This window comes from Halorussus gelatinilyticus (assembly GCF_023238445.1).
GTDB lineage: Archaea > Halobacteriota > Halobacteria > Halobacteriales > Haladaptataceae > Halorussus > Halorussus gelatinilyticus.
Window position 1 is genome coordinate 591,264 of sequence record NZ_CP096658.1, and the last position, 24,592, is coordinate 615,855.

The 24,592-nt window shown below is 61.6% G+C and carries 29 protein-coding genes; 13 read left to right on the forward strand and 16 right to left on the reverse strand.

Translation table 11 applies throughout. The features are described from left to right. Positions 1-71 precede the first annotated feature (71 nt). Together M0R88_RS03070 and M0R88_RS03075 are read right to left on the reverse strand one after the other, a co-directional pair. Complete coding sequence (locus M0R88_RS03070) at positions 72-254, reverse strand: hypothetical protein (RefSeq protein WP_248655497.1); 183 nt, start codon at positions 252-254, stop codon at positions 72-74. Between the two features lie 136 nt (positions 255-390). After that, positions 391-597: a hypothetical protein gene (locus tag M0R88_RS03075; RefSeq protein WP_248655498.1), complete on the reverse strand. Its 207-nt coding sequence runs from the start codon at positions 595-597 to the stop codon at positions 391-393. 229 nt (positions 598-826) lie between these two features. Here M0R88_RS03075 and M0R88_RS03080 point away from each other — a divergent pair, with 229 nt between their 5' ends. The 4 genes from M0R88_RS03080 (at position 827) to M0R88_RS03095 (ending at position 5,705) form a co-directional block, all read left to right on the forward strand. After that, positions 827-1,651, forward strand: coding sequence for an ABC transporter ATP-binding protein (locus M0R88_RS03080; protein WP_248655499.1), 825 nt, complete (start codon positions 827-829; stop codon positions 1,649-1,651). Then, on the forward strand, positions 1,644-3,389 hold the full coding sequence (locus M0R88_RS03085; RefSeq protein ID WP_248655500.1) for a hypothetical protein: 1,746 nt from the start codon (positions 1,644-1,646) through the stop codon (positions 3,387-3,389). Before M0R88_RS03080 ends, M0R88_RS03085 begins: the two co-directional genes overlap by 8 nt. 253 nt (positions 3,390-3,642) lie before the next feature. Beyond that, positions 3,643-4,815, forward strand: coding sequence for a hypothetical protein (locus M0R88_RS03090; protein WP_248655501.1), 1,173 nt, complete (start codon positions 3,643-3,645; stop codon positions 4,813-4,815). A 29-nt stretch (positions 4,816-4,844) separates the two neighbouring features. Continuing rightward, positions 4,845-5,705, forward strand: a complete 861-nt coding sequence (locus M0R88_RS03095; protein WP_497007285.1) for a hypothetical protein — start codon at positions 4,845-4,847, stop codon at positions 5,703-5,705. 215 nt (positions 5,706-5,920) lie between these two features. Here M0R88_RS03095 and M0R88_RS03100 read toward each other — a convergent pair whose 3' ends face one another. Together M0R88_RS03100 and M0R88_RS03105 are read right to left on the reverse strand one after the other, a co-directional pair. Further along, a complete protein-coding gene (locus M0R88_RS03100) occupies positions 5,921-6,265 on the reverse strand; it encodes a hypothetical protein (RefSeq protein ID WP_248655503.1) in 345 nt (114 codons plus the stop codon). Positions 6,266-6,335: 70 nt separating this feature from the next. After that, on the reverse strand, positions 6,336-6,752 hold the full coding sequence (locus M0R88_RS03105) for a hypothetical protein (RefSeq protein ID WP_248655504.1): 417 nt from the start codon (positions 6,750-6,752) through the stop codon (positions 6,336-6,338). Between the two features lie 378 nt (positions 6,753-7,130). On the opposite strand from M0R88_RS03105, the gene M0R88_RS03110 reads away from it, so the two are divergent. The 4 genes from M0R88_RS03110 to M0R88_RS03125 all read left to right on the forward strand — a co-directional run bounded on the left by M0R88_RS03110 (position 7,131) and on the right by M0R88_RS03125 (position 11,424). Continuing rightward, a complete protein-coding gene (locus M0R88_RS03110; RefSeq protein ID WP_248655505.1) occupies positions 7,131-8,795 on the forward strand; it encodes an ATP-binding protein in 1,665 nt (554 codons plus the stop codon). A gap of 211 nt (positions 8,796-9,006) precedes the next feature. Beyond that, positions 9,007-9,351 carry a hypothetical protein gene (locus M0R88_RS03115; RefSeq protein ID WP_248655506.1) on the forward strand — a complete coding sequence of 115 codons (345 nt, stop codon included), beginning with the start codon at positions 9,007-9,009 and terminating at the stop codon, positions 9,349-9,351. Positions 9,352-9,534: 183 nt separating this feature from the next. Further along, a complete protein-coding gene (locus tag M0R88_RS03120) occupies positions 9,535-9,921 on the forward strand; it encodes a DUF6069 family protein (protein ID WP_248655507.1) in 387 nt (128 codons plus the stop codon). Positions 9,922-9,978: 57 nt separating this feature from the next. Next, positions 9,979-11,424 (forward strand): dihydrolipoyl dehydrogenase family protein, encoded by a 1,446-nt coding sequence (locus tag M0R88_RS03125; protein WP_248655508.1) that lies wholly within the window; start codon positions 9,979-9,981, stop codon positions 11,422-11,424. A 107-nt stretch (positions 11,425-11,531) separates the two neighbouring features. Here M0R88_RS03125 and M0R88_RS03130 read toward each other — a convergent pair whose 3' ends face one another. Then, positions 11,532-12,440, reverse strand: a complete 909-nt coding sequence (locus tag M0R88_RS03130; protein ID WP_248656749.1) for a Vms1/Ankzf1 family peptidyl-tRNA hydrolase — start codon at positions 12,438-12,440, stop codon at positions 11,532-11,534. Positions 12,441-12,682: 242 nt separating this feature from the next. Between M0R88_RS03130 and M0R88_RS03135 the strand changes: the two genes are divergently transcribed. Continuing rightward, a complete protein-coding gene (locus M0R88_RS03135; protein ID WP_248655509.1) occupies positions 12,683-13,693 on the forward strand; it encodes a metallophosphoesterase family protein in 1,011 nt (336 codons plus the stop codon). A gap of 24 nt (positions 13,694-13,717) precedes the next feature. Here the strand turns inward: M0R88_RS03135 and M0R88_RS03140 are convergent, their stop codons facing one another. Continuing rightward, a complete protein-coding gene (locus M0R88_RS03140) occupies positions 13,718-13,870 on the reverse strand; it encodes a hypothetical protein (protein ID WP_248655510.1) in 153 nt (50 codons plus the stop codon). Positions 13,871-14,026: 156 nt separating this feature from the next. Next, entirely contained in the window at positions 14,027-15,097 is a 1,071-nt protein-coding gene (gene carA / locus M0R88_RS03145) for a glutamine-hydrolyzing carbamoyl-phosphate synthase small subunit (RefSeq protein ID WP_248655511.1), read from the reverse strand. Between the two features lie 102 nt (positions 15,098-15,199). Here carA and M0R88_RS03150 point away from each other — a divergent pair, with 102 nt between their 5' ends. After that, positions 15,200-15,613: an Lrp/AsnC family transcriptional regulator gene (locus M0R88_RS03150; RefSeq protein ID WP_248655512.1), complete on the forward strand. Its 414-nt coding sequence runs from the start codon at positions 15,200-15,202 to the stop codon at positions 15,611-15,613. A 123-nt stretch (positions 15,614-15,736) separates the two neighbouring features. Here the strand turns inward: M0R88_RS03150 and M0R88_RS03155 are convergent, their stop codons facing one another. Next, positions 15,737-16,477, reverse strand: coding sequence for a CehA/McbA family metallohydrolase (locus tag M0R88_RS03155; protein WP_248655513.1), 741 nt, complete (start codon positions 16,475-16,477; stop codon positions 15,737-15,739). Positions 16,478-16,532: 55 nt separating this feature from the next. Here M0R88_RS03155 and M0R88_RS03160 point away from each other — a divergent pair, with 55 nt between their 5' ends. Then, entirely contained in the window at positions 16,533-17,579 is a 1,047-nt protein-coding gene (locus tag M0R88_RS03160; RefSeq protein ID WP_248655514.1) for a diacylglycerol/lipid kinase family protein, read from the forward strand. Position 17,580: 1 nt separating this feature from the next. Here M0R88_RS03160 and M0R88_RS03165 read toward each other — a convergent pair whose 3' ends face one another. The 5 genes from M0R88_RS03165 to M0R88_RS03185 all read right to left on the reverse strand — a co-directional run bounded on the left by M0R88_RS03165 (position 17,581) and on the right by M0R88_RS03185 (position 19,798). Continuing rightward, positions 17,581-17,802, reverse strand: coding sequence for a hypothetical protein (locus M0R88_RS03165; RefSeq protein WP_248655515.1), 222 nt, complete (start codon positions 17,800-17,802; stop codon positions 17,581-17,583). Between the two features lie 88 nt (positions 17,803-17,890). Then, entirely contained in the window at positions 17,891-18,424 is a 534-nt protein-coding gene (locus M0R88_RS03170; RefSeq protein ID WP_248655516.1) for a DUF5815 family protein, read from the reverse strand. 147 nt (positions 18,425-18,571) lie between these two features. After that, complete coding sequence (locus M0R88_RS03175) at positions 18,572-18,985, reverse strand: DUF7124 domain-containing protein (protein WP_248655517.1); 414 nt, start codon at positions 18,983-18,985, stop codon at positions 18,572-18,574. 191 nt (positions 18,986-19,176) lie between these two features. Continuing rightward, entirely contained in the window at positions 19,177-19,419 is a 243-nt protein-coding gene (locus M0R88_RS03180; protein ID WP_248655518.1) for a DUF7979 domain-containing protein, read from the reverse strand. Between the two features lie 142 nt (positions 19,420-19,561). Beyond that, positions 19,562-19,798 carry a DUF7120 family protein gene (locus tag M0R88_RS03185; protein WP_137284926.1) on the reverse strand — a complete coding sequence of 79 codons (237 nt, stop codon included), beginning with the start codon at positions 19,796-19,798 and terminating at the stop codon, positions 19,562-19,564. A gap of 103 nt (positions 19,799-19,901) precedes the next feature. Between M0R88_RS03185 and M0R88_RS03190 the strand changes: the two genes are divergently transcribed. After that, positions 19,902-20,186 carry a hypothetical protein gene (locus M0R88_RS03190; protein ID WP_248655519.1) on the forward strand — a complete coding sequence of 95 codons (285 nt, stop codon included), beginning with the start codon at positions 19,902-19,904 and terminating at the stop codon, positions 20,184-20,186. A 54-nt stretch (positions 20,187-20,240) separates the two neighbouring features. On the opposite strand, the gene M0R88_RS03195 is transcribed toward M0R88_RS03190, so the two are convergent. Continuing rightward, positions 20,241-21,482, reverse strand: a complete 1,242-nt coding sequence (locus tag M0R88_RS03195) for an NAD(P)/FAD-dependent oxidoreductase (protein ID WP_248655520.1) — start codon at positions 21,480-21,482, stop codon at positions 20,241-20,243. Between the two features lie 131 nt (positions 21,483-21,613). On the opposite strand from M0R88_RS03195, the gene M0R88_RS03200 reads away from it, so the two are divergent. After that, positions 21,614-22,207: a DUF6149 family protein gene (locus tag M0R88_RS03200; RefSeq protein WP_248655521.1), complete on the forward strand. Its 594-nt coding sequence runs from the start codon at positions 21,614-21,616 to the stop codon at positions 22,205-22,207. Positions 22,208-22,309: 102 nt separating this feature from the next. On the opposite strand, the gene M0R88_RS03205 is transcribed toward M0R88_RS03200, so the two are convergent. Then, complete coding sequence (locus M0R88_RS03205) at positions 22,310-23,044, reverse strand: prolipoprotein diacylglyceryl transferase (RefSeq protein WP_248655522.1); 735 nt, start codon at positions 23,042-23,044, stop codon at positions 22,310-22,312. Positions 23,045-23,159: 115 nt separating this feature from the next. Then, positions 23,160-24,557 carry an NAD(P)/FAD-dependent oxidoreductase gene (locus M0R88_RS03210; protein WP_248655523.1) on the reverse strand — a complete coding sequence of 466 codons (1,398 nt, stop codon included), beginning with the start codon at positions 24,555-24,557 and terminating at the stop codon, positions 23,160-23,162. Between the last annotated feature and the right edge of the window lie 35 nt (positions 24,558-24,592).

The window sequence follows — 24,592 nt, forward strand, 5'->3', positions numbered from 1 at the left end:
GGATCGCTCAGTACAGGTAAAGCACGTATCGTTCGGTACTGAGTGCGAGTCTATCGCTGGCTGGTTAAGAATTATGAAACAACTCGCTTGTATCCGGCGTAAATGAGTTCAGCAATGACCCCTCCAGCCATGATAGCAACTGCAATTTCAATGTTAACAAGAACGTAGCCCATGATTCCTGCTCCAACAATGCTTGCGACGGAACGTCCGATGTCGGAGTTCGCGTTCGTTCTGCCAGATTCTGGTGACTCCATTCAGATGTTCTACTCACATAGTTGGATACGATTAGTTATAGCCTTTATCTTTGGATTGACACTAAATATGCGCACCTACTGAGCGGCTGTTTCACTCCGAATCCGTTGGTGAGAACCCTCGGTAAGTACAGGGCACTCACATACCGTCTTTATCAAACATCCGGTCCCAAACCACATCGGCAACGACGAAGGCGACGATGAGCAGGACCGTGTTTATGAGAAAGTCAATAACAAGTGGTACCAGAGTAGTTATTTCACCAGTATAGAGGTTGTAAGCCGCGATTGCGATTGAGGCCACCACTGCTATAGGAAGCTGAGCAAGGGCCAATTTGCGGATTTCCATAAACACATTAGTCTGTTTTCAAGTGAAATAACTATCGTTCGCAGAGAACGTCTCTGAGTCCTATTTCGGTCAGTTCGAATCTGTAGTGACCGGTTAGTTCAGCAACTTCGATACATCTCGTCCCGTTGCGGTTAATGTAGGAGCTCACGGATCGCTCAGTACAGAATATCCATTATCTTCGGAAGCCGTCACGAGAAAGGTTATGATGTGCGTGTGAAAACACTATCCTATGAACGATCAACCTGCCATCTTCGCTGACGGATTAACAAAGCGATATGGCGATACTACTGCCGTCAGTGGTCTAGATCTTTCAATCCCGAGTGGGTCAGTCTACGGATTTCTCGGGCCGAACGGCGCAGGGAAAACCACGACGATGCGAATGTTAACCGGGCTTACACGTCCAACAAAGGGAACCGGTTCCGTTGCTGGCGTCTCGATCACGGACCGAGACGGTCTCCGCACCCACATCGGATACTTACCCGAGGAACCACCACTGTACGACCAGGCGACGGCCTACGAACAGCTCGAATACGCCGCCGGTCTCCGCGATCTCCCCGCGGAAGCGACACGTGACCGAATCAATGCACTTCTCGACAAACTGGATCTCACGACAGATGCTGACACGCGGATCGCGGACTATTCGAAGGGGATGCGGCAGAAAACCGCCTACATACAGGCTGTCCTCCACGAACCCGATGTGGTCTTCCTTGACGAACCCACGTCCGGGCTGGATCCACGCGCTGCACGGACGCTCCGAGGGATGATTACGGAACTCGCCAACGTGGGAACGACCGTCTTCCTCTCAACGCATATCCTCCCTGTTGTCGAAGAGGTCGCTGACACGGTTGGAATCCTCTACGACGGAGAGTTGGTCGCTGAAGGTTCGCCTGCTGATCTCGAACGCCGCGCAGAGACTGGTGAGACTCGCTCGCTGGAGGATGCGTTCCTCGAACTCACGACCGACGAGCGCGGAACCGCAGGAGAGACGGACAATGAGGACAGCGCCGCCGATACCACTACCCAGAGCGTCGTTGAGGAGAATACCGATGGCTGAATCGGGCTGGTTCGGGCATGCCATTCGGATGGGCTGGTTCGACTATCAGCGTTCTGTCCGGGCGATTCGGGAAGACACTGGTCGGCTGATCTTGATGGCTGGCGGTGTGGGTTTCATGACCCTCATGCTAACGGGATTTGCGGTCCTGTTCGTTCCGGAACTCCAGGGGACGGATATAGAGTTCTCGATAAATCGGATTGTCAGAGGAATGTTCGGCATGCTCTGGGTGTTTGGGACGTTCATGCTCGCGCAGCGGACGACAACGGCGCACAGTAAACCGGTCGCCGATGCGTTCGTGCTGACGACCGTCTCACCGAGAACCGCCGTCGTCGGGGGCATCATCTCCGAGAGCCTGCGAGTGCTGACGTATGTGTTCCCGGTTGGCCTTCTCCTCGCCATTGCCGGGGCATACGCCTTCAGTGCACCACTGACTCTTCTGGTGGTCCCGTTGGTCGGCAGTCTGTACGTCGCCAGCGCGGTTACGGCCGGTCGCCTGCTGGGGTATTGTGCTGCATGGCTTGTGGCCAACGTGCCGTTCGTTGCTCGTCACAAGGGTGTGCTGGGCGGGACGGTTGTGATGCTGTTTTTCGGCATTTACTTCCTTTTCCAATTACCGCAACTGCCCATCTCGCTCAATCCAGCCATGCTCGGAGTGATTCCGACTGGATGGCTCGCAGACTTACTGGCGGTTGGTACGCCCATCGGCTGGTCATCGACACACGCTCTCGGGGGAGTGGTCGCGGTTAGCGTGGTGCTCATCGGTGGAAGCTGGCTTTCCGAACATATTGCCACCTCGTTCTGGTTTGGCGAGTCGATCTCCGTTTCTGATACTGGCAAAACGTCTGTCTCCACCCGTACGGAGGACGATCAGCGAGCCCTTGAGCGGGCCATCAGCCCCCTCAGCGTCCCGTTCATCACCGGTCCAACCCGTCACGTTGCTGAATGGTCACTGTTACGAGCCCGTCGGGAACCTCAGCGGTTAAACTTCCTGCTGATCCCGGTATTCGGCGGCGGCTCAGCAGTAATGAATATGATGCTACAGGGGACCGGCTCGCTCGCAATACTGGGACCAGCCATCGCCGTGTTGCTGGGGTGGACCGCCGGCGCTGCGTTCGGTCTCAATCCATTCGGCGACGAGGGAGCCGTCCTGCCGACAACCCTGACCGCCGTTTCAGGTCGGGCGTTCGTCCGCGGACTCATTGCCCCGAGTCTGCTGTTCGCGCCTGTCGTCACCGCTGTCACGCTTGTGACGGCACTCGTTGGGGGATACGGACCACTGGCGGCGATAGCGCTGACTCTGATCGGATGCTTCCTCACCGTTGTCGGGGCGACACTCGCACCGATCGTCGGGATGTGGTTCCCGCGCTACAGTGCCATCCGCATCGGCAACAGCGACGGAGTACGACCACCCGGGTTGTTCGCGGGTATGCTTCACGTTGTGTTGATGTGGCTTCCAGGCGCGGCGCTGGTTGGACTCGTGGCTGCCCCGGAGTTGGTGAGGCTGGCGCTCTCTGGGATCGGTTACGTTCCGGGATTCATTCTCGGGTTGGTCGCCAACGGCGGAGTGCTCACCACCTTCGCGTCGTCGCTGAACGACGCTGGCGCGACAATTCAGGGGCTCCCGCTCACTGCCTTCCGGAGTGGATTCGGCATGCTGCTGGTTTTCGGTGGACTTCTGGTCGCTTGGCGTGCCTATAACGGGGCGATACGAAGGTTCGAGACCCACGAACTACACTGACAGCGCACGACAGCACGTTCGATGTCCCGTCTCGGTTTGGGTTCCCGGTAGGTCGATGCATCGTTAGCAGGCCGTATATCCGTTTTCTGCTACAGTCCGGAACACACAGGAGATCTCACTGTTGGTGGGCAGCTCATCTATACCTCAGATTAGCAGAAACGACTGCACCGAGAATTTCACTTACGGCCTATGCCAAATCCTTTCAACCGTTATACGCCAATGGGCAACCAAGGGACGATTTCGTGAATTACCTATGCCACCTCTAGAACCGACGGATCGACGGGAACTATACGAGCATTTCCAGCACGTCATAGAAGGAACATATGACCAACTGTTGGAGGAGCAGAGGCTGAACTACAAACAGAATATGCTCAAATCCTTCCTTGTGGAAACTAATATTGAACCCACCACGCTTGAGGAACAATTCGAGCATGTGACTGTCGGGAAGGTGGATTACAGCTTGTTTGAGGTGCTCATCGATACTTCGAGTGATGAAGACGAAGAGGAAATTCTGTCGTTCTATTTGGATAGTCAGGATGAGCGGTTCTGGACATTCTATTCAATCGAGAAGTCCCGACCAGCGAAGGACGCGATGGAGGACTTGATCATGGCGGAGCGAAGTGGGTTGGATTATCTCTGGTTCCCGGCGCAGCTACAACGTTACTTCACTAAGCTTGGCGAATTCCGGGGTGCAGGCATTAATTATGATGCTGAGGACGTCTTCTCTGAAGAGTATATTGACGAACATCTCCCATTTGGTGAGCTGTCGATTCAGAGCTCGGGTAAGGGGACAAGTTGGTTGCTGGATGCATTGAGCGACGCTGACCTGAAGCGGTTCCTGTCGTTGTCCTCGGTGAAAATCCGCCGAGAAATGGAGGAGGGAGTCGTGATTGAGCGGATCGACAATAACGGTCGGATAACCACTAGAGGCGGTGATGACATCCAAGCACATCTGTCGTTCGTCGAAATCATCCGCGACCTCTATGCAGACCTCATTCGAGGGATCGAGGAAGAAGGGCGGATTGGATATCCAATCCGAGAAATCGAGGCTGAGGGGGATGAACGCCATTCATCAGGCCAATCTATTGAGGGAACACCGATAGTAATCAATCTCGCCAACTCGGTTGAGAACCTGAAAGAGTTCGCCGACAGCATTACCTCGGCCACGAAACCACTGCGACTCTGGGGGGTTGGTACCTGGATTGCGGACGACTACTACAAGGTTCGAGGTACTGATCTCCATAACAACGACAGCTTCACGCTGGAGATTAAGCGGGACTGGATTCGCCTCTATCTCCCAGACGACGCATGTGGGAACACTGCCTTGCGGATTTTCTCGAATATCCAGCGGTACTACGATGCAGAGGCCTCCTTTGGCGAGCGAAGTGATCCGTCGAACTCGAAGGTTGGTCTGACTGCACAATGACGTACTATCTGTCGCCTCATACGGTACAGATGAATGCGTGGATTGGTTTGTGCCAACTAGACGACCGATTCCCGGATACTCTCGCTAAGCTCGGGTACACCGTGGACATCATTGAGCCGGGGTTCACTATCAAGGGGGACTATATTCAGCCGGATTTAATTCTGACTGCTCATCGGCGCAACCACAGTTTGTTATTGGATTTCAAGTCATATCACCTGAAAGACCATCAGAACGAGCGGTACGAAACAGCCGTTCGGAATCCAGACCAACTAGTGCTTCGGGGGGCTGTCCAGGGGGTTCCTCCTGAGGAACTGAGTGCCGACTTCTCATACTCTTCGTTCGGTGATCTGGCCGATATCCATGACTTGAGCGAGTTCGCTTTCACGACAGTGCAGTTTGAGGCACACGTTGGGGATTCGAACCTTCGTATCGAGATCGTCGGGTCAGAAGGGTTTGGAGAACCCGATCTGGATGACGCGTTCCCGATTGAGGTGCCTCATGGGAAGGACATCCCGACGGATTACTATCCGTTTGATGCTGAGGATGAGGATCATACTCAGTTCTGTATCTATATGCTGAATGCTGCGATTCAACTGGCGGGTGAGTATGGTTCAGATCCGTTCAACGTGGATGAGCTGTTGGCTGAGTCGCACAAGCTCTGGGGTTCGATGAGTGAGGAGAAAAAGAAGGAGTTGCGGTCGTGGGGTGAGGACTTCCTTGATAAGTACAATAAGAAGGGGTTAGATGAGCATCTACGGAAGGTGCAGAAGGACAATCAACCGGCGTGGTTCCGGAAATCGAGTTCGTTCCAGGCTCTTCGGAATAAGGCGGATGAATTTATTGCTGACCTTGAGGAAGAACTGGCTCAAAAGAAGTTGGGCGAGTTCTAATTCGGCTCTGTTTAGTTTCCTCTGATAGACTCGGTCGCTCTGTTGAGTTCCTGTGGTCAGACACTATCTGCGGTGAAACAGCCGGTAAGTTGGGTTGCGAATATGGGGATTAGAAGGTCAATTGGCGTCTCTAATATAGAGGCTCTGTTGAAATCCCATTCTTCATATATATTCTCGCCTGAAACAGCCGGTCGATGAGAGCTGCGTATCTACCGCTATGAGGATGTGTTTCTCTCCGAAGGTTCACAGAGTGCAACACGGGCCATGTCCGTAGTGACACTAATTATCACGACTTCCAATCCGTGTTGAGTTGCAATTTTACGAATGGATTCCGGGGCATACTTCGGGTCAGCGTTTAGAGCACCGCCGCTAAATGAGAGGGTATCGAGAATCCTCATTGAAAGTGGCTGATTCTCGCGTTTTAGTCCACCTTCACGCGCAATTTCTCCCTCTACCCACTCCCCCGATAAACCCGGTACAGGTGTCTCTCCACTTTCGAACTTGAATCCAGAGTAGCCCGCTTCTCGGAGTTCCTGTTTCACGCGTTCCCAATCGGTCATTCGTCATCTAATCGAACAACACCGACGATAAGCATTCCCTCTGTACTGACCGCGACTGGGTCAAAATATATCACTTGCTGAGGATCTCAACAGAGCCAATATAGACTAAAAACGCGCGAGCAACCACGCTAGACCAGACGAGTACAAGTAGACCGATTTCGCTAGAGGCAGATAGCCCCTCAGGGAAGAGAAGAAAACCGACGCCGATGAGAACCGCCATAATGAGAATGAAGGAGACATTGTTTTCCATGTACCTGCGACCGATTCCCTGCTCGTCCACGTACGTGAGAATGATACCGAGAACAAGCCCAATGCCCACGGCAACCAAAAGAGCAACTCCGTACTCAATAGAAGGAACAGTCCCCTGCCACAATTCGAACCAGACCCACCCTGTTATAACAAGGCTGACTACCAGTTCGAGGGCAATAGAACCATTCTCTCCTGTCAGTCCCTGTGAGGCTGCTTCGGGGGTATCTTCAGCTTCCATAACATATCTTCTCTTGGGTCTAAGTTAATGATCGGTGTTTGCTCTGTACTGACCGTTCCAAATGGGTGTATCAACAGTTCCGCGATACTCCCACACATACGACAGGACGATTCATACGCTATGTGACCAAGGGGATTTCTAGAGAGTAGGCCACCCACCCAAGTTCCTCAGACAGAATTTCTACAGGGCTTATAATAACTGAATACTTCAATCGTGTGTATGGACTGGGCATTCAGAATTCGGAAAGACGTTCCACCCTGGGTAATGAAACTCATTTTGATCGTCGCCATCCTACTGATTGCCGGTCTCCAGTACTTCAACGTCCTCTAATCACCATCAAAACGACTAACAGACACCTGGTAAATACTCATAGGTAATATGGAACTCAGTCTTCTTGCGTATGTCGTACTCTTTGGTCTCTCTGGAGTTGCTTGTCTTGGTAGTATTCCGCGCGCACGAACAATCCAACATGCTGGAACACGGAACGCGCTCACCGTCTTTCTCGGATCCTCCGCACTGTGGTGTGGCGGATATCTCGGCTACTTGCTTGCACCAACGACGACAAGCAAACTCGCGCTGTACATTACCGGGTTCGTTTTCGCGTTCATCGCAGTCGGTTCGTGGGTCTACTTCTGTGCGGAGTACACCGGACGCTCCGTACAGAACACGCTATTTCTCTATCCGGCACTAGCCGTTTTTCTCTTCTTCACTGTTCTCAAGATCACGAACCCGCTACACAACCTCTACTTCACGACTGAGTGGACGACACAGCCGTTCCCGCATCTTGCAATCAACCATCAGTTACTCTACTGGGTTGTTCTTGGACTTTCGTACTCGGTTATCATGCTCGGGTTCTTCATGCTCGCTGAGCGGCTGTACCATACCGGGACGGATAGCCGCCCACTCATCATTCTGTTTGGAATTACGGGTGTTCCAGCAGTCGCTACTATCCTGAGCGACCAGGTAGAAACACTGCTTCCTCTCATGTATGAGCCACCAGGTGTGGCGGTGTTCGCCGTCGGTACCCTGTTCGTGTACTTCGATCGTTTCGAGGCAATCCGGCTAACTGGTGGGACGACTAAACCGACAATCTACCTTGATCAATCGAACCAAGTTCGAGACTACAACCAAGCTGCAGAAGCAATTTTCCCGGCACTTGCCGACGCAATTGGCAACTCCATTGACGATATCAGCGCCACGCTCGCCGACCACATCTCTGAACCAGGCGTCGTCGCCGTCACAGAGAACGGCGAGACACGGTACTATGAGGTTTCAACGAACCCATTCTTGTCAGGAGAAGTAGAAACCGGACGACTGGTGACAATCACCGATGTCACGGATAGAGAGACCTACCGCAATCAGCTTGAAGAGAAAACCGAACAGCTTGAAGCATTAAACCGGGTTGTCCGGCACGACATCCGGAACGACATGACTGTGGTACTCGGGTGGGCAGAAGCCTTACGAGATCATGTGGACAAAGACGGGAAAGCGGCACTCGAACGCGTCATTCAAAGTTCCGAGAATGTCGTTGACTTAACCGACTCTGCACGCGATTTCGTTGAATCGCTCGCAGGTAATCGTACTGCGGAATTGAAGCCCATTGACTTGCGAAATACGATAGACACCGAATTAACCACAGTCCAAGAAGCACATTCCGACGCGCACTTCGAGATCGTGGGAGAACTTCCACAAGTTACTGTGCAGGCGAACGAAATGCTGTCGTCAGTGTTTCGGAATCTTTTGGGGAACGCTATCCGACACAACGACAAATCAACGCCAAAGATCACGGTCTCTGGAGTCCTTGATGGAGACACTGTCCAGATACGGGTTGCTGATAATGGTCCCGGAATTCCGGACGAACAGAAAGAGCGAATTTTCGGGAAAGATGAGAAAGGGATTGATAGTCCAGGTTCCGGGATTGGGCTCTATCTAGTCTACACGTTAATGAACCAGTTTGACGGTGCTGTTTGGGTCGAAGACAACGATCCAACCGGCTCCATATTCGTCGTGGAACTCCCAGTACACGAATCCGCAGAGCGTTAGAAGCAGTACTCAGTGTCACTTTCCGATATAAACGATATGATTGTCAGCGACACTACTTCTACTATTACGTGGGCAAAAAATCACCACTCTGAATATCGAGAATCTGCCTCAGGAATAATATCGATTTAATCGAAGAAATAGCTTCTAAGAGCCCAAACATCCCCCTCCACAAAAACTATACCAGCAAACAGATTAACAAATATTATACAGAATGGCGGAGGAACACAGCGATACAAGACGCGAATATTGGTTTGATGAATATGAGATAACTCAAGACACCCGTGAGTGTCTTGTAGATATCGAAGAGGATCTCACTGAAGAGATTATCCGGGATATTGCTTCAGCGAACCCATATGACTGGGACGCACTACTAGAGAACAAGACGTTTATCGGCGTGTATATTGGAGACTGGACCCCCTATTTCGATGATTTCGGGATTGAGGATTATGCGATCCGGGATCAGGTGATGGATATTCATGAGCGCGAAGGTGTATTTTCGCTTGATATGGATCGTCAGCAGCCACTCTATTTCCTCATCACCAGAAAAGGAGAATGAAACACTGTGTGGCTGCTAACTCTTCTCCTCACAATGGGTTACCCACTGGCCACCCCGTAGTTCTGATGTCGCGCGAGATGTTCGGCGGCTAACGGCCGGAACTCCGAGCTCGCTTTTCTCGTCGTCGTTCCCGACTTCGACCGCTCGGCTCGTCCGAGAACGCACTCGTCAGCAGTCGAAGCTATGTTCTCGCTCGCCGTCGCGCTGTCGGTGCTGGCGAACGCCGTCGTTCTGACCGCCGCGCTCGCGCTCGACGTGGCACCGGGACTTCGGACGGTAGCGTGGCCGCCGGTCCTGTTTTTGACCGTCGTCGGTGCCGTCGGTGCGGTCGTGGCGTACTGGGCGCTGTCGCGGTTCTCCGACGCGCCGGACCGTCAGTTCACCCTTCTGGCGGCCGTCGTCCTCGTCCTCTCGTTCGTTCCCGACCTCGTCCTGCTGTCGGTGGACCCCGCGGCGACGGTGGCCGGCGTCGCGGTCCTGATGGTCATGCACGTCACGGTCGCCGCGGCCTGCGTCGGCGCGCTCACGCGCCGGGCGGCGACGTCGGGGACACCGACGCCGACCGACTGATTTTCGAGTCGAGAGCGGCGAGGAGTTTCTTTGCGCTCGCGGCCGTCGACCGGTTCGATGCCCGAATTCGACATCATCGTCCTCGGCGGGGGAACCGGCAACGTCGTGGCGTCGGCCGCGGCCGACGAGGGGTTGGACGTGGCGCTGGTCGAGCGCGACAGGCTCGGCGGCACCTGCTTGAATCGGGGCTGTAACCCCTCGAAGAAGCTGATCCACCGCGCCGACGTGGTTCGGACCGTCCAGCAGGCCGACGCGCTCGGCGTCGAAGCCAGCGTCGAGGAGATTCGCTTCGCAGACGTGGTAGACGAGGTGACGGCGAAGATAACCGCCGAAGCCGAGTCGAAGGCCGAGACCGTCCGCGAGAGCGACCGGATCACCTTCTATCGGACCGAGGGCCGGTTCGTCGGCGAGCGAACCGTCGAGGTCGATTCGGCGGCGGAGAGCGGGGACGCCGACGGCGGTCCGGTCGAGTTGACCGGCGAGCGAATCGTCCTCGCCGGCGGTTCTCGACCGGTGATTCCGGACTCCATCGAGGGGACCGACGAGGTGGAGTTCCTGACGAGCGCCGACGCGCTCCGCCTCCGCGAGCGCCCGGACCGCCTCGTCGTGGTCGGCGGCGGCTACATCGCGGCCGAGATGAGCCACTTCTTCGACGCGATGGGGACCGAGGTAAGTATCGTCGGGCACGGCGACCGATTGGTGGACCGCGAGGACCCCGAAATCGCCCGGCACCTGACCGATGCCTACGCCGAACGCCACGAAGTCCACACCGGCTACGAGGTGACGGAACTGGTCGAAGACGGGGACGGCGCGAGTGAGGGTGACGAGGGCAACGGAGGCGACAGCGGGGAGAAACTCGTCCGCGCGGCGTCCGACGACGGCGAGGAAATCGAGGTGCGGGGCGACGAGATACTGCTGGCGACCGGCCGCCGCCCGAACGCCGATTCGTGGAACGTCGAGGCGGCGGCCATCGACACCGACGAGAAGGGGTTCGTGGAGACGAACGAGTACCTCGAAACGTCGGCCGACGGGGTGTGGGCCATCGGCGACATCGCGGGCAACTACATGTTCAAACACTCCGGCGACAAGGAAGCCGAGTACGCGGTCCGGAACGCGATTCGCGGCGAGCGCGCGGCCGTCGAGTACCCTGGCATGGCCCACGCCATCTTCGGGTCGCCGCAAGTCGGTAGCCTCGGGAAGACCGAGGACGAACTCGACGGCGACTACTCGGTCGGCCGGTTCGCGTACGACCGGACCGCGCTCGGGTCGGCGCTCGACACCGACGGGTTCGCCAAGGCCATCGCGGCCCCCGACGGCGAGGTGCTGGGCTTCCACGTCGTCGGTCCCCACGCCTCGATGCTAGTCCACGAGGTCGCGACCGCGGTCGCGGCTGAAGCCGACGCCGACCGCCTCGCCGAGACGATTCACGTCCACCCGGCGCTCTCGGAGGTCGTACAGGGCGCGTTCCGTGAGGCTCGGGAGTTCCCGCCGACCGGCATCTGAGGCGCGGAGTTCGGTCTTCGCTCGGAGGGGACGAAACTACGCGCTTCGAGTCGCGTGGCCGTGGGCCGACGTGCGGTCCGGTCGTAGCCGCGGCCCCGAGCGGAGAATCAGATGCGGTAGAGTCGCGTCGTCCAGAACTCGTGGAAGGCGTCGTCGAGCGCTTCCTTCGGTTTCCCTGTGGCGTCCACTGCGCTGGTCGCGTCGGCGCGCTCCTCGAACTCGCCCAGCAGCGTGCGCTGACCGACGACGAAGAGGCGGTCGGCCGACCGCTCGGCGACCGCCTCGTCGATGGCCGCCTCGCACTTTTCGAGGTGTTCGTCTATCTGGGCGTCGCGGCGGCGCTCGAACCGGCCCTGCGAGAAGCCGCCCTTCGAGTGGTCGCCCTTCACGTCGCTCTCGAAGCCCTCGAACGCGACGCGCTCGCGGCCCTCGTAGGTGCCGACCGCGAACACGTCCGAGCGGACCAGTGCCAGCGCGAAGCGACCGGTCGGGAGGAACCACTCGCGGTCGATGCGGAAGCCGTCGCTCCACTCGGCGAAGGGGTCGGGCGTGACCGGCGGGACGAGCGCGGCGCTCACGAGACCCGCGTCGTCGGCGGTCGCGAGGCAGGGCCGCGCGCGACCGACCAGCGCGGCGTGGTCGCCGAAGGCCGCTTCGACTTCCGCGGGCAGTCCCCTGTCGCCGTCGCCGACCATCGCCGTCAGCGCGCCCTCGGGGTCGGTCTCGACCGATTCGAGCCGCGACAGAATCTCGGCGAGGCGGTCGCCGCGGACCGTCTCGACCCCCCGGAAGTCGAGGTCCGAGCCGCCGGACTCGGTGCGCTCGACTCGGTCTTCCAACTCGGCGATGCGGTCTTCCAGCCGGTTGACCCGCTGTTCGGCCTCCTGGCGGGCGGTCGCGGCCTCCGACCGGCGCTCCTGTTCGGCCTCCAACTGGCGTTCGAGGTGGCGCTTGTCGTCTTCGAGGTCGGCGATGCGCTCTTTCAACTCCGCGCGCCCGAGCAACTCGTCGAGCATTCGCCGTGACGAGGGACCGGAGACGCCTTGTAGCTTCTGCTTGGGGTCGTCCGACTCGCTCGATTTTGGGTCGGCCGCGTCGGGCGAACTACCCGGCGCGAACCACCCGGTGCGGACGTGGTACGAACGCGGCGTGCGACCTCCCCGTCGCCCGCTCTCCGCCACCAATCTATATAGTTTAGGGTGTCAAATATATACTTTCTGCGCTACGTTTATGAGCCTCAGGCGGGTAGGTCGGGGTAATGACCGAGGGAAGTGGGGTCCAACAACGCCGAGCCGCCACAGTCGAACCGACCGATGCAGACGCCAGCGACGGCGCGTGGACCGAGTTGAGCGTCCCCGCGACGCCGACCACGCTCGCGCGGTTCGCCGCGCCGCGAGCACCGAACCGCACGACGCTCGCGGTGTTCTCCGACCCGCACCTCTCGACGGACAAGTCGGGGACGTGGAAGGCCTACCACCGAACCGAGGCCCGCTTCCGGGCCGCAGTCGCCGACGCGAACGACCGCGCGGTGGACGGCGTCGTCGTCGCGGGCGACCTGACCGAGGACGGCCGCCTCGAGGACTTCGACGCCGTCGCCGACGTGCTGGCCGACCTCGACGCGCCGTTCGTCGCCGTACCGGGCAACCACGACGTGCCCAAGTCGTTCGACGACCACGACACGCCGCCCGTGAGCGAGTTCGAAGCGCGCTTTGCGCCCGACTCGTTCCCCTACCGCGCCGAACTCGGCGACGTGGACGTGCTGGGGCTGAACTCGGCCTCGACGCCCGACGGGGAACTCGCCGGGACCCACGACGGCGCCGTCTCCGAGGACCAACTCGCGTGGCTCGAAGAGACGCTCCCCGAGACCGAGGCCGCGGTCGTGGTCTCCCATCACAACCCGCCGGGGCTGGAATCGCACCTCGCCGACGACCACTACGCACCCCACCCGCCGGTCGGCGACGCGCCCGCGTTCGTGGACGCGCTCGCGGGCCACGACGCGCTGCACCTCTCGGGGCACGTCCACCTGCCCGCGGCCATCTCCGGCGACGTGCGGGGACTGGTCTGCCCCGCGCTCTCGTCGTTCCCGCAGGCGTACGTCCTCGTGGAGGTCGGTCCCGAGGGGACCACGATCCGACTGGTTCCGGTCGCCGACCCCGAGGGCGTCGCGGAGGCCCACGACCTCGCGCGCGACCACTCCGACCGGAGCACCGACATCGCCGCGACGGTCGAGGACCAGCTCGCCGACCTGCCGCTAATCGACGAGCAGTAGGCGAGCGCCGCCGGTTCGCGCCACCTATTCGTCGCCGTCGTCCGGCGGTCCGTCTCCGTCGGACCCGGAACGTCCGTCGTATCGCTCCCGGCCGAAGAAGCCTCTGAGCGCCATCGTCGTTCCGACGTAGGAGGCCGCGACGAGGACGAGGAATCCGAACAGTAGTTCGAGGACCATCGTCTCACCCCTCCTGCCCCGCGAATGTAAATTCGACGGACTGCGGCCGCGAGCGAATCGGCTGAGCGACGTCGAGACGCTGGGCACGTCGCCCGTCGCGGGCGACGCTACTCGTTCGGAAGACTGTGCAGAAAACGCGACGGAGGCTCCCGAGCGTCAGTCGGCCGCGACGGGAGTTCGACGTTCGTCGGTCGCCATCTCGACGACGTTATCGAAGAAACCGAGCGTGTCGTGCGGGCCGGGGTTCGCCTCGGGATGGTACTGGCGAGTCAGGACCTGCAGGTCGTCGCTCTCCAGTCCCTCGGCGGTGTCGTCGTTGACGTTGACCTGCGTCACGTCGAGTTCCGGGCCGGGTTCGGCGACGGTGTAGCCGTGGTTCTGGGTCGTCATGACCACCTTGTCCGAGCGCAGGTCCCGGACGGGTTGGTTGACGCCGCGGTGGCCGAACGCCATCTTCTCGGTGGTGCCGCCGAGCGCGCGGGCGACGATCTGCTGGCCGAGACAGATACCCGCCAGCGGGACCTCGCCGACGAACTCGGAGACGAGCGACTCGGCGGCCTCGAAGTTCGCGGGGTCGCCGGGACCGTTCGAGACGAAGAGGACGTCGGGGTCGAGGTCGGCGACTTCGCCCGGCGTCACGTCGTAGGGCAGGACGTGGACCGTCGCGTCGCGTTCGAGCAGCGACTCCACGATGGACCCCTTCGCGCCGCAGTCCACCAGCGCCACGTCGGGACCGTCTCCGCCCTCGTAGGTCGTCTTGCCCGAGACGCTGACCTGCGCGCCGATGTCCACGTGGTCGCTCATCCCCGGACAGTCCGCGAGCGCGTCCTTCGCCTTCTCGGGCGAGGCGTCGGGACCTGCCGAGATGCCGCACTTCATCGCGCCGCCCTCTCGAATCTGGCCCACGAGGTCTCGGGTGTCGAGTTTGTCCACTGCGGGGACGCCCTCGCTTTCGAGCCACTCGGCCACGTCGTCGGTGAGTTCGCGCGCGACGACGGCTCGGGGGTGGACGCGCTCGTCCTCGAAGCGCTCCTCTCGGACGCCGTAGTTCCCGATGAGCGGGTACGAGAACGTGAGGACCTGCTCCTCGTAGGAGGGGTCGGTCAGGCTCTCTTCGTACCCGGTGTACGCGGTCGTGAATACCAGTTCGCCGTGGGACGTGCCCGGAGCGCGACAGCGCGCCTCCACGACGCTGCCGCCTTCCAGTGCGACGTATGCGGCCGACATTACGAGATTCATACGGAATCCGGGTGTATAAACCTTGCTTTCGTAGCGAGATTACGAATTTCGTAATCTCCAAGTGGGGTCCCCGTCTACTGTCGCATCTCAATGGACGAACTCGACCGCGAAATCCTGTCCATCCTGCGACGAGACGCCCGAAAACCGTACACCGAGATAGCCGAGGAAGTCGGCACGTCGGAGGGCACGGTTCGCAACCGCGTCGAGCGCATGACCGACGAGGGCGTCATCGAGCGCTTCACCGTCGCCACCCGGACGGGCAACGTGAAGGCGATGATAGAACTCGACGTGGCGGTGGACGTGAACACCTCGGACCTCGGCGAGCGCGTCGCCGACTGGGAACAGGTGGACTTCGTGTGGCAGGTCTCCGGCGAGGAGGACATCGTGCTGGTCGTGGACGCCGCCGACACCCAGAGCGTGAACCAACTCATCACGAAAGCGCGCGAACTGGAGGAGGTCGTCAACACGAAGACGCGACTGATTCTGGACGAGAAGCTGGGGTAGCGGATTTCGGCGAAGCAGGTCGGGTCGGTCGGGGGTTACTGTTTCGGGAGACGAATCGAAAGTTGGCCGTGCTTCGCTTCGGTCGTTACGAAAATCGGATTCCGGACCGTGCCGGCGGTCGGGTCACTTCGGGGGCTTGCCGACGCCCGGCGTGTCCAGCCACTCGGGGCGCTGGAGGTAGCCCTTCTCCTCGTGGACCCGCCGGTAGAGCGTCCGGAGCGCGCGGTTGAACGGACTCCGGTTCACTCGCGGTCTGACCCGGCCGTCGCGGATGGCCGCGACGACCGACTCGGGCGTGAGGTCGTCGGCCTCGATTTCGGTGTAGGCCCGACCGACCTCGACGGGGTAGTGGGCGTCGCTCCCGCCGACCAGCGGGAGGTCGTGGCGGTCGGCGAGTTTCCGAACCCACTCCTCGGTCCGGGGGTGTTTGCCGTTGATTTCGATGGCGTCGAAGTCGGCGTCGACCTCCCGGACGGTGCTGTTGCGGTACGGGTGGGCGACGATGGCCGCGCACCCGCGGTCGTGGGCGAGTTCGACCGCCCCCTCCGGCGAGAGGTCGCCCGGTTCGGTCCGGGTCGGCGGGTCCGGGCCGACCACGAGGACGTGGCCGTGGGTCGTCGTGACCTCGATACCGGGAATCGTCGCGGCGTACGGTCCGCTCTTTCCCCGTCCGCTCCCACCCGGTCGCCCCCCGCCGAAGTCGAACGCCCGGTAGTAGTCGTGGTTGGTCGTCGCCACTCCGTCCAAGCCTCGCAACCCGGCGGCCCCCGCCAGCAGTCGGACTCCCACCGGGTCGTAGTAGTCGGCGGCCCGCTCGTGCCCGTGGAAGAACCGCGTGTGGGCGTGTAAATCGACTGCGTACACGCAGAGTGGTAATAGCCGGTAGACCTTTGGCTTTCTGCCCCGAACAACGTGTCGCATGTCCGAGACTTGGGGGGCGCTCGCAGACCCCGACACGAGCGGGGACGCCGTTCGAGGCGCACACGTCGTCACCGACGACCGAGCGGAGCGCGAGCGACTCCTCCCGGACGGGGGCGTTCGGAGCGACCGGGTACTCGTCTACAACCCGGTCAGCGGGAACGGCGACCACCGCGAGGAGGTCCGGGAGCTGGCCGACCGAGCCGGGTTCACGGTGCTGGAGACCCAGGCGGGCGGCGAGGCGGTCGCCTTCGCCCGACTCGCGGCCGACGCCGGGGCCGACCTCGTGGCCGCGGCGGGCGGCGACGGCACCGTCAACGAGGTGGCCCGCGGACTCGACGCCGCCGACGCTCTGAGCGAGGTGACGTTCGGCGTCGTCCCGACCGGCACGGGCAACAACTTCGCGGGGAACCTCGGTATCGAGAGCATCGAACACGCCTTCGAGGTCCTCGCGGACGGCGAACGGCGGCGCATCGACGTGGCGACCGCCGGACGCGACGCGAAACGCGGCGACGAACTCTTTCTGAACTCCTGCATCGCGGGGCTAACCGCCGAGGCCAGCGCCTCGACCTCGCCGGAACTCAAGGACAGACTCGGTATGCTGGCCTACGTCGTCACCGGACTCCGGACCCTCCGGGAGTTCGACGCGCTCCCGCTCGCGGTCGAGGCGGACTGTCCCGGCGCGGACAAGGCGTGGACGGGCGACGCGGTGATGGTCCTCGTGGGCAACGCCCGGCGGTTCCCCGCCGAGGGGCGCTCGCAGGCCAACTGCGAGGACGGCCTGCTCGAAGTGACCATCATCGAACGGATGCCGCCCGCCGACCTGCTACAGGAGGCCGCGATTCACCGACTGTTCGGCGACGAGACCGAGCACGTCACCCGCCTACTGGCCCCCGAGCTACAGGTGGACGTTCGCCGCGACGACCCGGTCGGATTCAGTTTCGACGGCGAGATCGCCGAGTACCAATCACTGACGATAGGGACCCGAGAGCGCGTGCTGGAGATACCGGTCGGCGAGAGCTACGAACCGAATCCCGAAGGGCGATAACTCAGGTGTCTAGTCGATACCGGTACGGCGACGACCGGATGACGGTCACGTCGCCGCTCCGGGCGCGTCGCCCGAGGACGGTGGCGACGCGGTGGGCGCTCTCGAAGGACTCGCCGCGGGCGTCGAGCAACTGGAGAATCTCGCGCGCGGTCAACCGCTCGTCGGCGTCGGCCTCGGCGAGGACGGTCCGAATCCGGTCGTACTCCCTCGCACACTGGGCCATGTGTCCGTTCGTGCGAGATGCTGTCACTTAACGCTCAGTCAGACGTTCGTCAGACGCCGCCCGCGCCGGATTCCGGGCGAGCGCCGCGTCAGGCCGCCGTATCGTGCGGTCCGGAGAAGTCGCGCTCGCGGCGGTACTGCTCGACGAACTCCGCCACGTCGAAGTCGAGCATGTCGTCTTCGAACTGGGCCATCGCCGAATCGTCGTCGGCGTGGCTGACGGCGTGTTCCATCAGTTCCACCAGCAGTTCCACGACGATTTCGTGGAGTCGCCGCGAGTCGAAGTCGGTCAGCCAGACCAGTGCGTAGCCCACGTCCTGGTCGTCCTCGACGTTCTCGCTGACGACCTCCTCGGGGAACTCCTCCAACACGACGCCCATGACGTGCGGGGTGCCGAACTCGCCCAAATCGTCGTCGGTGTCGATGGTCGCCCGGAGGACCTCCACGAGGAACTCGGGGACGAATCGGGAGGGCGGATGCACGTCGGTCACGACCGCGTGCGTCTCCCCGCAGTCGCACTCGTACTCGCGCATACCCATGTCGAGGTCGTGGACGTGGACCGACTCGCCGCACGGGAGGTCGATTTCGGCCCCTCGGCCGCCCGGAACGCGCGGTTCTGCCATGCGATTGGGTTGGAGTTTCGGGCGTTTAAACGCCGCGACTCGGCTCGTGCCGACCACTCTACTCGAATCGAAAATGGTACCACGGCTCGCACGCTCGACTTGCACCGACTTCGAGCGAATGCCGGGAGCGACAGTCGAGACGCGGCCTCAGGGCCAGTCGTCGCGCTGGTCTTCCTCGGGGTCGTCGTCGGCCTCCTCGGCCTCCTCGGCCAGTTGCCACTCGGCGGCTTCGGCGGCCTCGGTCACGTCGAGGAACTCCCACTCGTGGTCCTCCGCGAGGTCGCGGTCCTCGTCGCTCGTGCCGACGAAGACGTGGCGGTCGGTCTCGAACTGCTCGCGGACGCTCTCCAAGCTCTCGCCTTTCCCCTTCGGGCCGGAGAAGAAGTCCTGCCGGATGCGGTTCTTCCGGGTGAAGTTGGTGACGACGTAGGTGGGCTTGTCCGAGACCACGCCGACGTACTTGCTCCACCTGCGCGCGTCGTCGAACACCGCGCCGGGTTCGGCCAGTCGCTCCAGCGCCGAGAGTTCGAAGGCGAGGGTCATCTCGCCGCTTCCGTTCATGTCTCCTACTCGGCCGGTGGCGGGCAAAACGGCTTCGGTACGGAGCCAGCCCCGAGCCGCGGATTCGACTCACCACGACCGGCTCACGGCGAAGAACTCGGCCGCCGGAACTCGCCTACCGGAGCGTAGATTCGTCTACCGAGGACTCGCACACGCTCGTATCGGGCGCACCGGCACCGAGGAGAAACCGCTTACGCGAGTTCGACCCGCAAATACTCCGAGAACACGACGACCGGTTCGTCGGCCAGTTCGGCGGCGACTTCGGGCGTGACGGCGACCGAGCCGCCGCCGTCGTGTTCGGCGAGCAACTGCTGGACCTCCTCGGAGAGCTCGTCGTAGTGGCGGACCGGGGTATCCGCCGGCAGCGCGGTCGCCGGACGAACGCGGACGGTCCGCCCGTCACTGTCGGTTCCTGAAATCGTGTTCGAGGACATCGTGTTACACGGTACCAATTGTCGTGGAGTATGTTAAACCTTCTGGTGGCCGGAACTTACAGGTCCGAACGATAGATATTCCGCGAGCGTTGCAGATTCGAAGGGTCCGGAGAAAGCAGCGCTCGACGGCCTCTCCCGGCGTTCAGAAGCGGTAGCCTTCGTCTTCGTCGCCGAGCGAGCGCTCGGTGGTCTCCATCATCTCGTCGGCGAACTCCATCTCGTCGCGGGTGTCGCTCTCCATCGTCGTCTGGTACTCCTTGATGCCGAGCGAGAGGATCTCTTCGAGGGCCTCCTGGCGGTCCACGAACTCCTCCTGTGTGACGAGCTGGTCTATCTGCATGTCCACGTCGTCCGACAGAGCGATCTCGAGTTGGGGCATGTGCGCTCGGTAGCGGTTCCACGTATAACAACGTTGGGTACGGTTGCAGTTCGTTCCGCGACCGGCGACCAGGGTTTTAGGCATCGAACCCGTCGAATTACGCATGGCCAGCGTGGACGCACACCTCCGGGAACTCGCGGCGCTCGCCGACGAACGACTCGACGAACGGACCGGCTCGTCGCCCGAAGACCACGAGTACCGCGAGGCGTTGGAGGAGATGCGGGCGCTCGGCGGCGAGTCGGCGGTGGACCGACTCGCCGCGGACCTGAAGCGGTCGATTCGGAAGTCCGAGACGCTACCACAGGAGCAGTCGGTGCGGTCGCTCGGACGGGACGTCTGCGACGAAAACGGAATCGAAGTTTCCGACGACTCGTGGTTCGCGCGGTGAGCGCGCTCGTCCGGTGAGGTCGGGAAGTGCCGAGTGGGGAGTGACGGGTCCGAACTACTGTTCTTGGGGAATCGCCAGCTCTTCGGGGTCGAAGTCCTTCTCCAGCAGAATCTCCTTCTGGTCGGCGACCTCGGCCTCTTGGCGGATGAGGTCCTTGTACCGGCCCTGCGGGGCGATGTCGCCGATGAGGACGCCGCCGACGAGCTTGCCGTCCTTGAACGCGAGGCGACGCCACTCGGTGTCGCTGTACTTGCGCTCGCACTCGTCGTCGCCCAGCGTCGGGAAGCCGAAGCTGAGGAACGGGAAGTCGAAGTGCGTGATGGAGTAGGAGGACACCCAGCGGAACGCCTCCTCCTCGTCGTCGGCGACCATGTTCTTCGCCGCGATTTGGCCCTGCTCTTTCGCACTGCCCCACGAGCCGTTCTGGGCGTACTCGTCGAGGATGGTGTCGTAGTACCGGGTGATGTCACCGGCCGCGTAGATGTCCTCGACGTTGGTCTGCATGTACTCGTCCACGACGATACCGCTGTCCTCCTCGATGCCCGTGCCCTGGAGGTACTCGGTGTTGAAGTTCAGGCCGATGGCGACGCCGACGAAGTCGCTCTCGTACTCCTCGCCGTTGGCGTCCACCGTCGAGACGACGTGGCCGTCGTCGTCGGTCTGGAACTCCTCGACGCCGCTCTCGAGGACGGGTTCGACGCCCTTCTCTTCGAGCGCGTCGTGGATGATTTCGGCACCGTCGAGGCTCAGGCCGTAGCGCCACCAGCGGTTGCCCCGCATGATGTACTTGGCGTCCACTTCCTGCGCGGCACAGATCGCCGCGAGGTCGATACCGAGCAGGCCCGCGCCGACGACGACGCCGGTGTCGGTCTCGTCGGCGTGTTCCTGAATCTTCCGGGCGTCCTGGAACGTCCAGAAGTGGTGGACGCCCTCGGCGTCGCTGTTGTCAACCGGAAGCTGGGTCGGCGTCCCGCCCGTGGCGACCAGCAGCTTGTCGTACTCGAACGTGCCGCTGTCGTGGGTGTGGACCTCGTGCGCGTCGGGGTCCACGTTCGTCACGAACGTGTTGAGTTCGAGGTCGATGTCTCGTTCGGCGTACCAGTCTTCCTCGTGGATGGAGATGGGCGCTTCGGGCAGCTTTCCTTTGGCGAACTCTTTGATGAGGATACGGTTGTACAGGGCCTCACCTTCGTCTGTGATCACGGATACGTCGGCGTCGGGGGCCTCCTCGCGGATGGTCTCCGCCGCGGAACTCCCCGCGATACCGTCACCGATTATCACGTACGACTCGCTCATAGCCGAACCTTCATCTTCGGGGTTAAAGTCGGTTGCTATCTCGGTATCGTGCCGGTCGTTCACGAACGACGCCTGTGGTGAGCGTTCGCAGACGGACGAACTTTTGAGGGTCGCGTCCCAACTACCGTCCGATGAAGATAAACCAGAACGTCCGCCACTTCGCCTCGCGGAAGGCGCTCGAGCTTCCGGTCGTCTCCGACATCGTGAAGCAGAAGCTCGTGGACCTCCACACCCGCATCTTCCTCGAGAAGGCCGACGAGGCCCACCGCGAGGAGCGCAGGGAGCGACTCGACGCCTTCTTCGACGCGACGATGGACACCTACCTCGCGGCGCTCCAGCAGGGCGCGCCCGAGGCCGAGGCCCGCGAAATCACCCACATTCAGGCCAACTTCGACTTCTACAACCACGGCTGGACCGAGATGATGGAGTTCCCGAGCGACGAGTTGGACGACCACTACGACCGCTACCGGGAGTTCTTCGAGCGCCACGGCATCGCCATCGAGGACCCCCTCGGCGAGTTCGAGCCCGCGGGCGGCATCCCGGACGCGCCCTCGACGCCCGAGAAGCTGGACGAGCCGGAGCATCCCTACGCCGAAGGCGGCTTCGCCGACGACGTGTACGTGCAGGGTCCAGACGGCGAGGTTCGCGTGGGTGGGCAGGACGAACCCGAGGACGTGAGCGTGACGGACGCGCCCGGCGTGAGCGACGAGGACGCCGAAGCGTAACCCGACCGTCTGCGGACGAGGAGAACGGCGTCCCGTTCACCGCGCGCCGCTACCGGCCGATTCCGCGAAAGTTCGACGGACCGGCACCCTCACGGGGCGGTCTCACTCCTCGCTTTCTTCGTCGTCTTCGCCGTCGTCGGGCATCGCCTCGTCGGCCGCGTCGCTGACGCTGGATTCGGCGTCCTCGACTTTCTCCTCTGCGTCCTCCGCGGTGTCGGCGGCCCGTTCCATGTCCTCGGAGACTTCCTCTCCGCCCTCCTGCACGCTGTCGGCGGCCATCTCGCCGCGCTCGCGAACCTGCTCCGCGGCGGCCTCGCCGCCCTCCTGGACTCGCTCTGCGGCCATTTCGCTCCCCTCTTCGATGCGGTCCGCGGCCTCTCCCGCGACGGCCTCGGTCCGCTGGGCGGCCTCTCCCGAGCGGATGGCGGTTTGGTCGGCGACCTCTCGGACCCGGTCGGTCGCGCGACCGACGGTTTCGCCGACCGACTCCGACCGCTTGCTCATCGCGTAGCCGAGACCGACGACGACCCCGAGGAGGAAGAGCCTCGAAAGCATGCCGCGTCCGCCACTGCTCCCGTCCGATTCGAGGTCGGCCTCGGGGGCCAGTTCCGTGAGCGCTTCCGTCGCCTCGGACGACCCGCGCCGACCGCGAAGGTAGTTCATCGCCGCGCCGAGGTCCACGAGGAGGAACGTTCGGACGATTTCGCCCTCGCGGGAGTCGGCCGACATCCCATCACCGTCCTGTATCGCCATCTTGACCGCCCGTACTATCTGGCCGCGCGCGCCGTCGTCCATCGCTCGATTCTCCCCCGTGATTTCTGACAAAATACCACTCATTGTTCTCCCACGATACCGATAAGCGAAATTCGCTGAAAAGGGTTCTGGGCGTTTTCCGGGACGTAGGGGTTCGACTCCACTGATTACGTCTCAAAACGTCCGGTTCCGACGGGCGTCACTCCGGGCTGACGACTTCCTTGCGACCCGCAATCCTGTCCGCGCACTCGTAGCCCGCGACGATACCGCCGTTCAGACTGCGCTCGGGGTACTGCGCTCTGCTGGCCATCCCTGCGTAGTAGAGTCCGTCCGCGACTTCCGCCGAGAGGTCGTAGGGAATCACCATGTCGAGGTAGCCGCGCTCGTAGATGGGGGCGGCGCGGGGGTTCTTGGCGAGGCGGAACTCCTCGACGTGCGAGCGGTCCCAGTCGGGGAACATCTCCTCGATGTGGCCGAGCCAGAGGTCCTCGACTTCGCTTTCGTCCATCTGCCAGAGGTCCTCCTCGTAGTCCTGGATGTAGCTGGCGACGTACAGCAGGTGGTCGCCGCCGTAGTTCTCCGGCGGCATGTAGTTGGTGTGCTCGATGAGCGCGCCGAACGGCGCGTCGTGGGCGACGTTCAGCCAGTAGGTGTCGGTCAGCGCCTCGTCCATCGTCACGAGCGCACAGACCGCGCCCTGGAAGTCGATGTCGCACTCGTAGCCACAGAGGTCTTCGAGGACGTTCGGCATCGCGGCGACCACCACGTCGTCTACGGCGTAAGTCTGAGTGGTCGCGCCACCGTCGGCCTCGGCCTCTGCCTCGGCCGCTCGGTCCTCCCCACTCGCGGTGGACGCGCCGTCCGCGACCTCCACGGTCATCTCGCTGACCGCATCGTCGTCGAGGTTGAGGTCCGTGACCCGCGCGTTCGTCGTGATGTTCTCGCGACCCACCGCGTCCACGAGGGCGTCGAGCAACTGGCCGAACCCGCCTTCGAGGTAGCCCAGCGGTTCGCCGCGCAACAGGTCGCGCTCGCCGCGGAACTTGATGCGGCCGAGCAACCACGCCGCGCTCACGTCGTCTTTCCGGTCGCCGAACTTGGCGTCGAGCAGTGGCTCGAAGAACCCCTCGTATACCCCGTGAGAGGTGTGTTCGCGTAGGAACTGCTCGATGGGGACGTCCTCGAAGTCCTCCAGATTCTCGTACGTGTCGAACTTCGGAATCCCGCCGCGAACGTCTATCTCCTGGGTGAGCATCGCGAGGCGGAACTTGTCGTAGACGCTCATGTGGGGGTAGGCCAGAATCTCCCACGGCTTGTCCATCGGGTAGACGGTCCCGTCCCAGTAGTACGCGTTCTTCCCGATGGGCCACTCCAGCCTCTCGCCGAGTCCCAACTCGCCGATGAGGTCGATGATGGTCTCCTCGGAGGCCGAGAGGTGGTGATAGAACTTCTCGACGGGGTCGCCCGCGGTCTCGTACACCGCCGCGAGGCCGCCGATCTGGTCGCTGGCTTCGAATACCTGCACGTCGTGTCCGTGTTGCTGGAGGCGGTAGGCGGCCGCGAGACCCGCGATTCCCCCACCGACGACACCTTTCATACAGTAGCGTTCGCCGCGGCCCGGCAAAGGTCTTA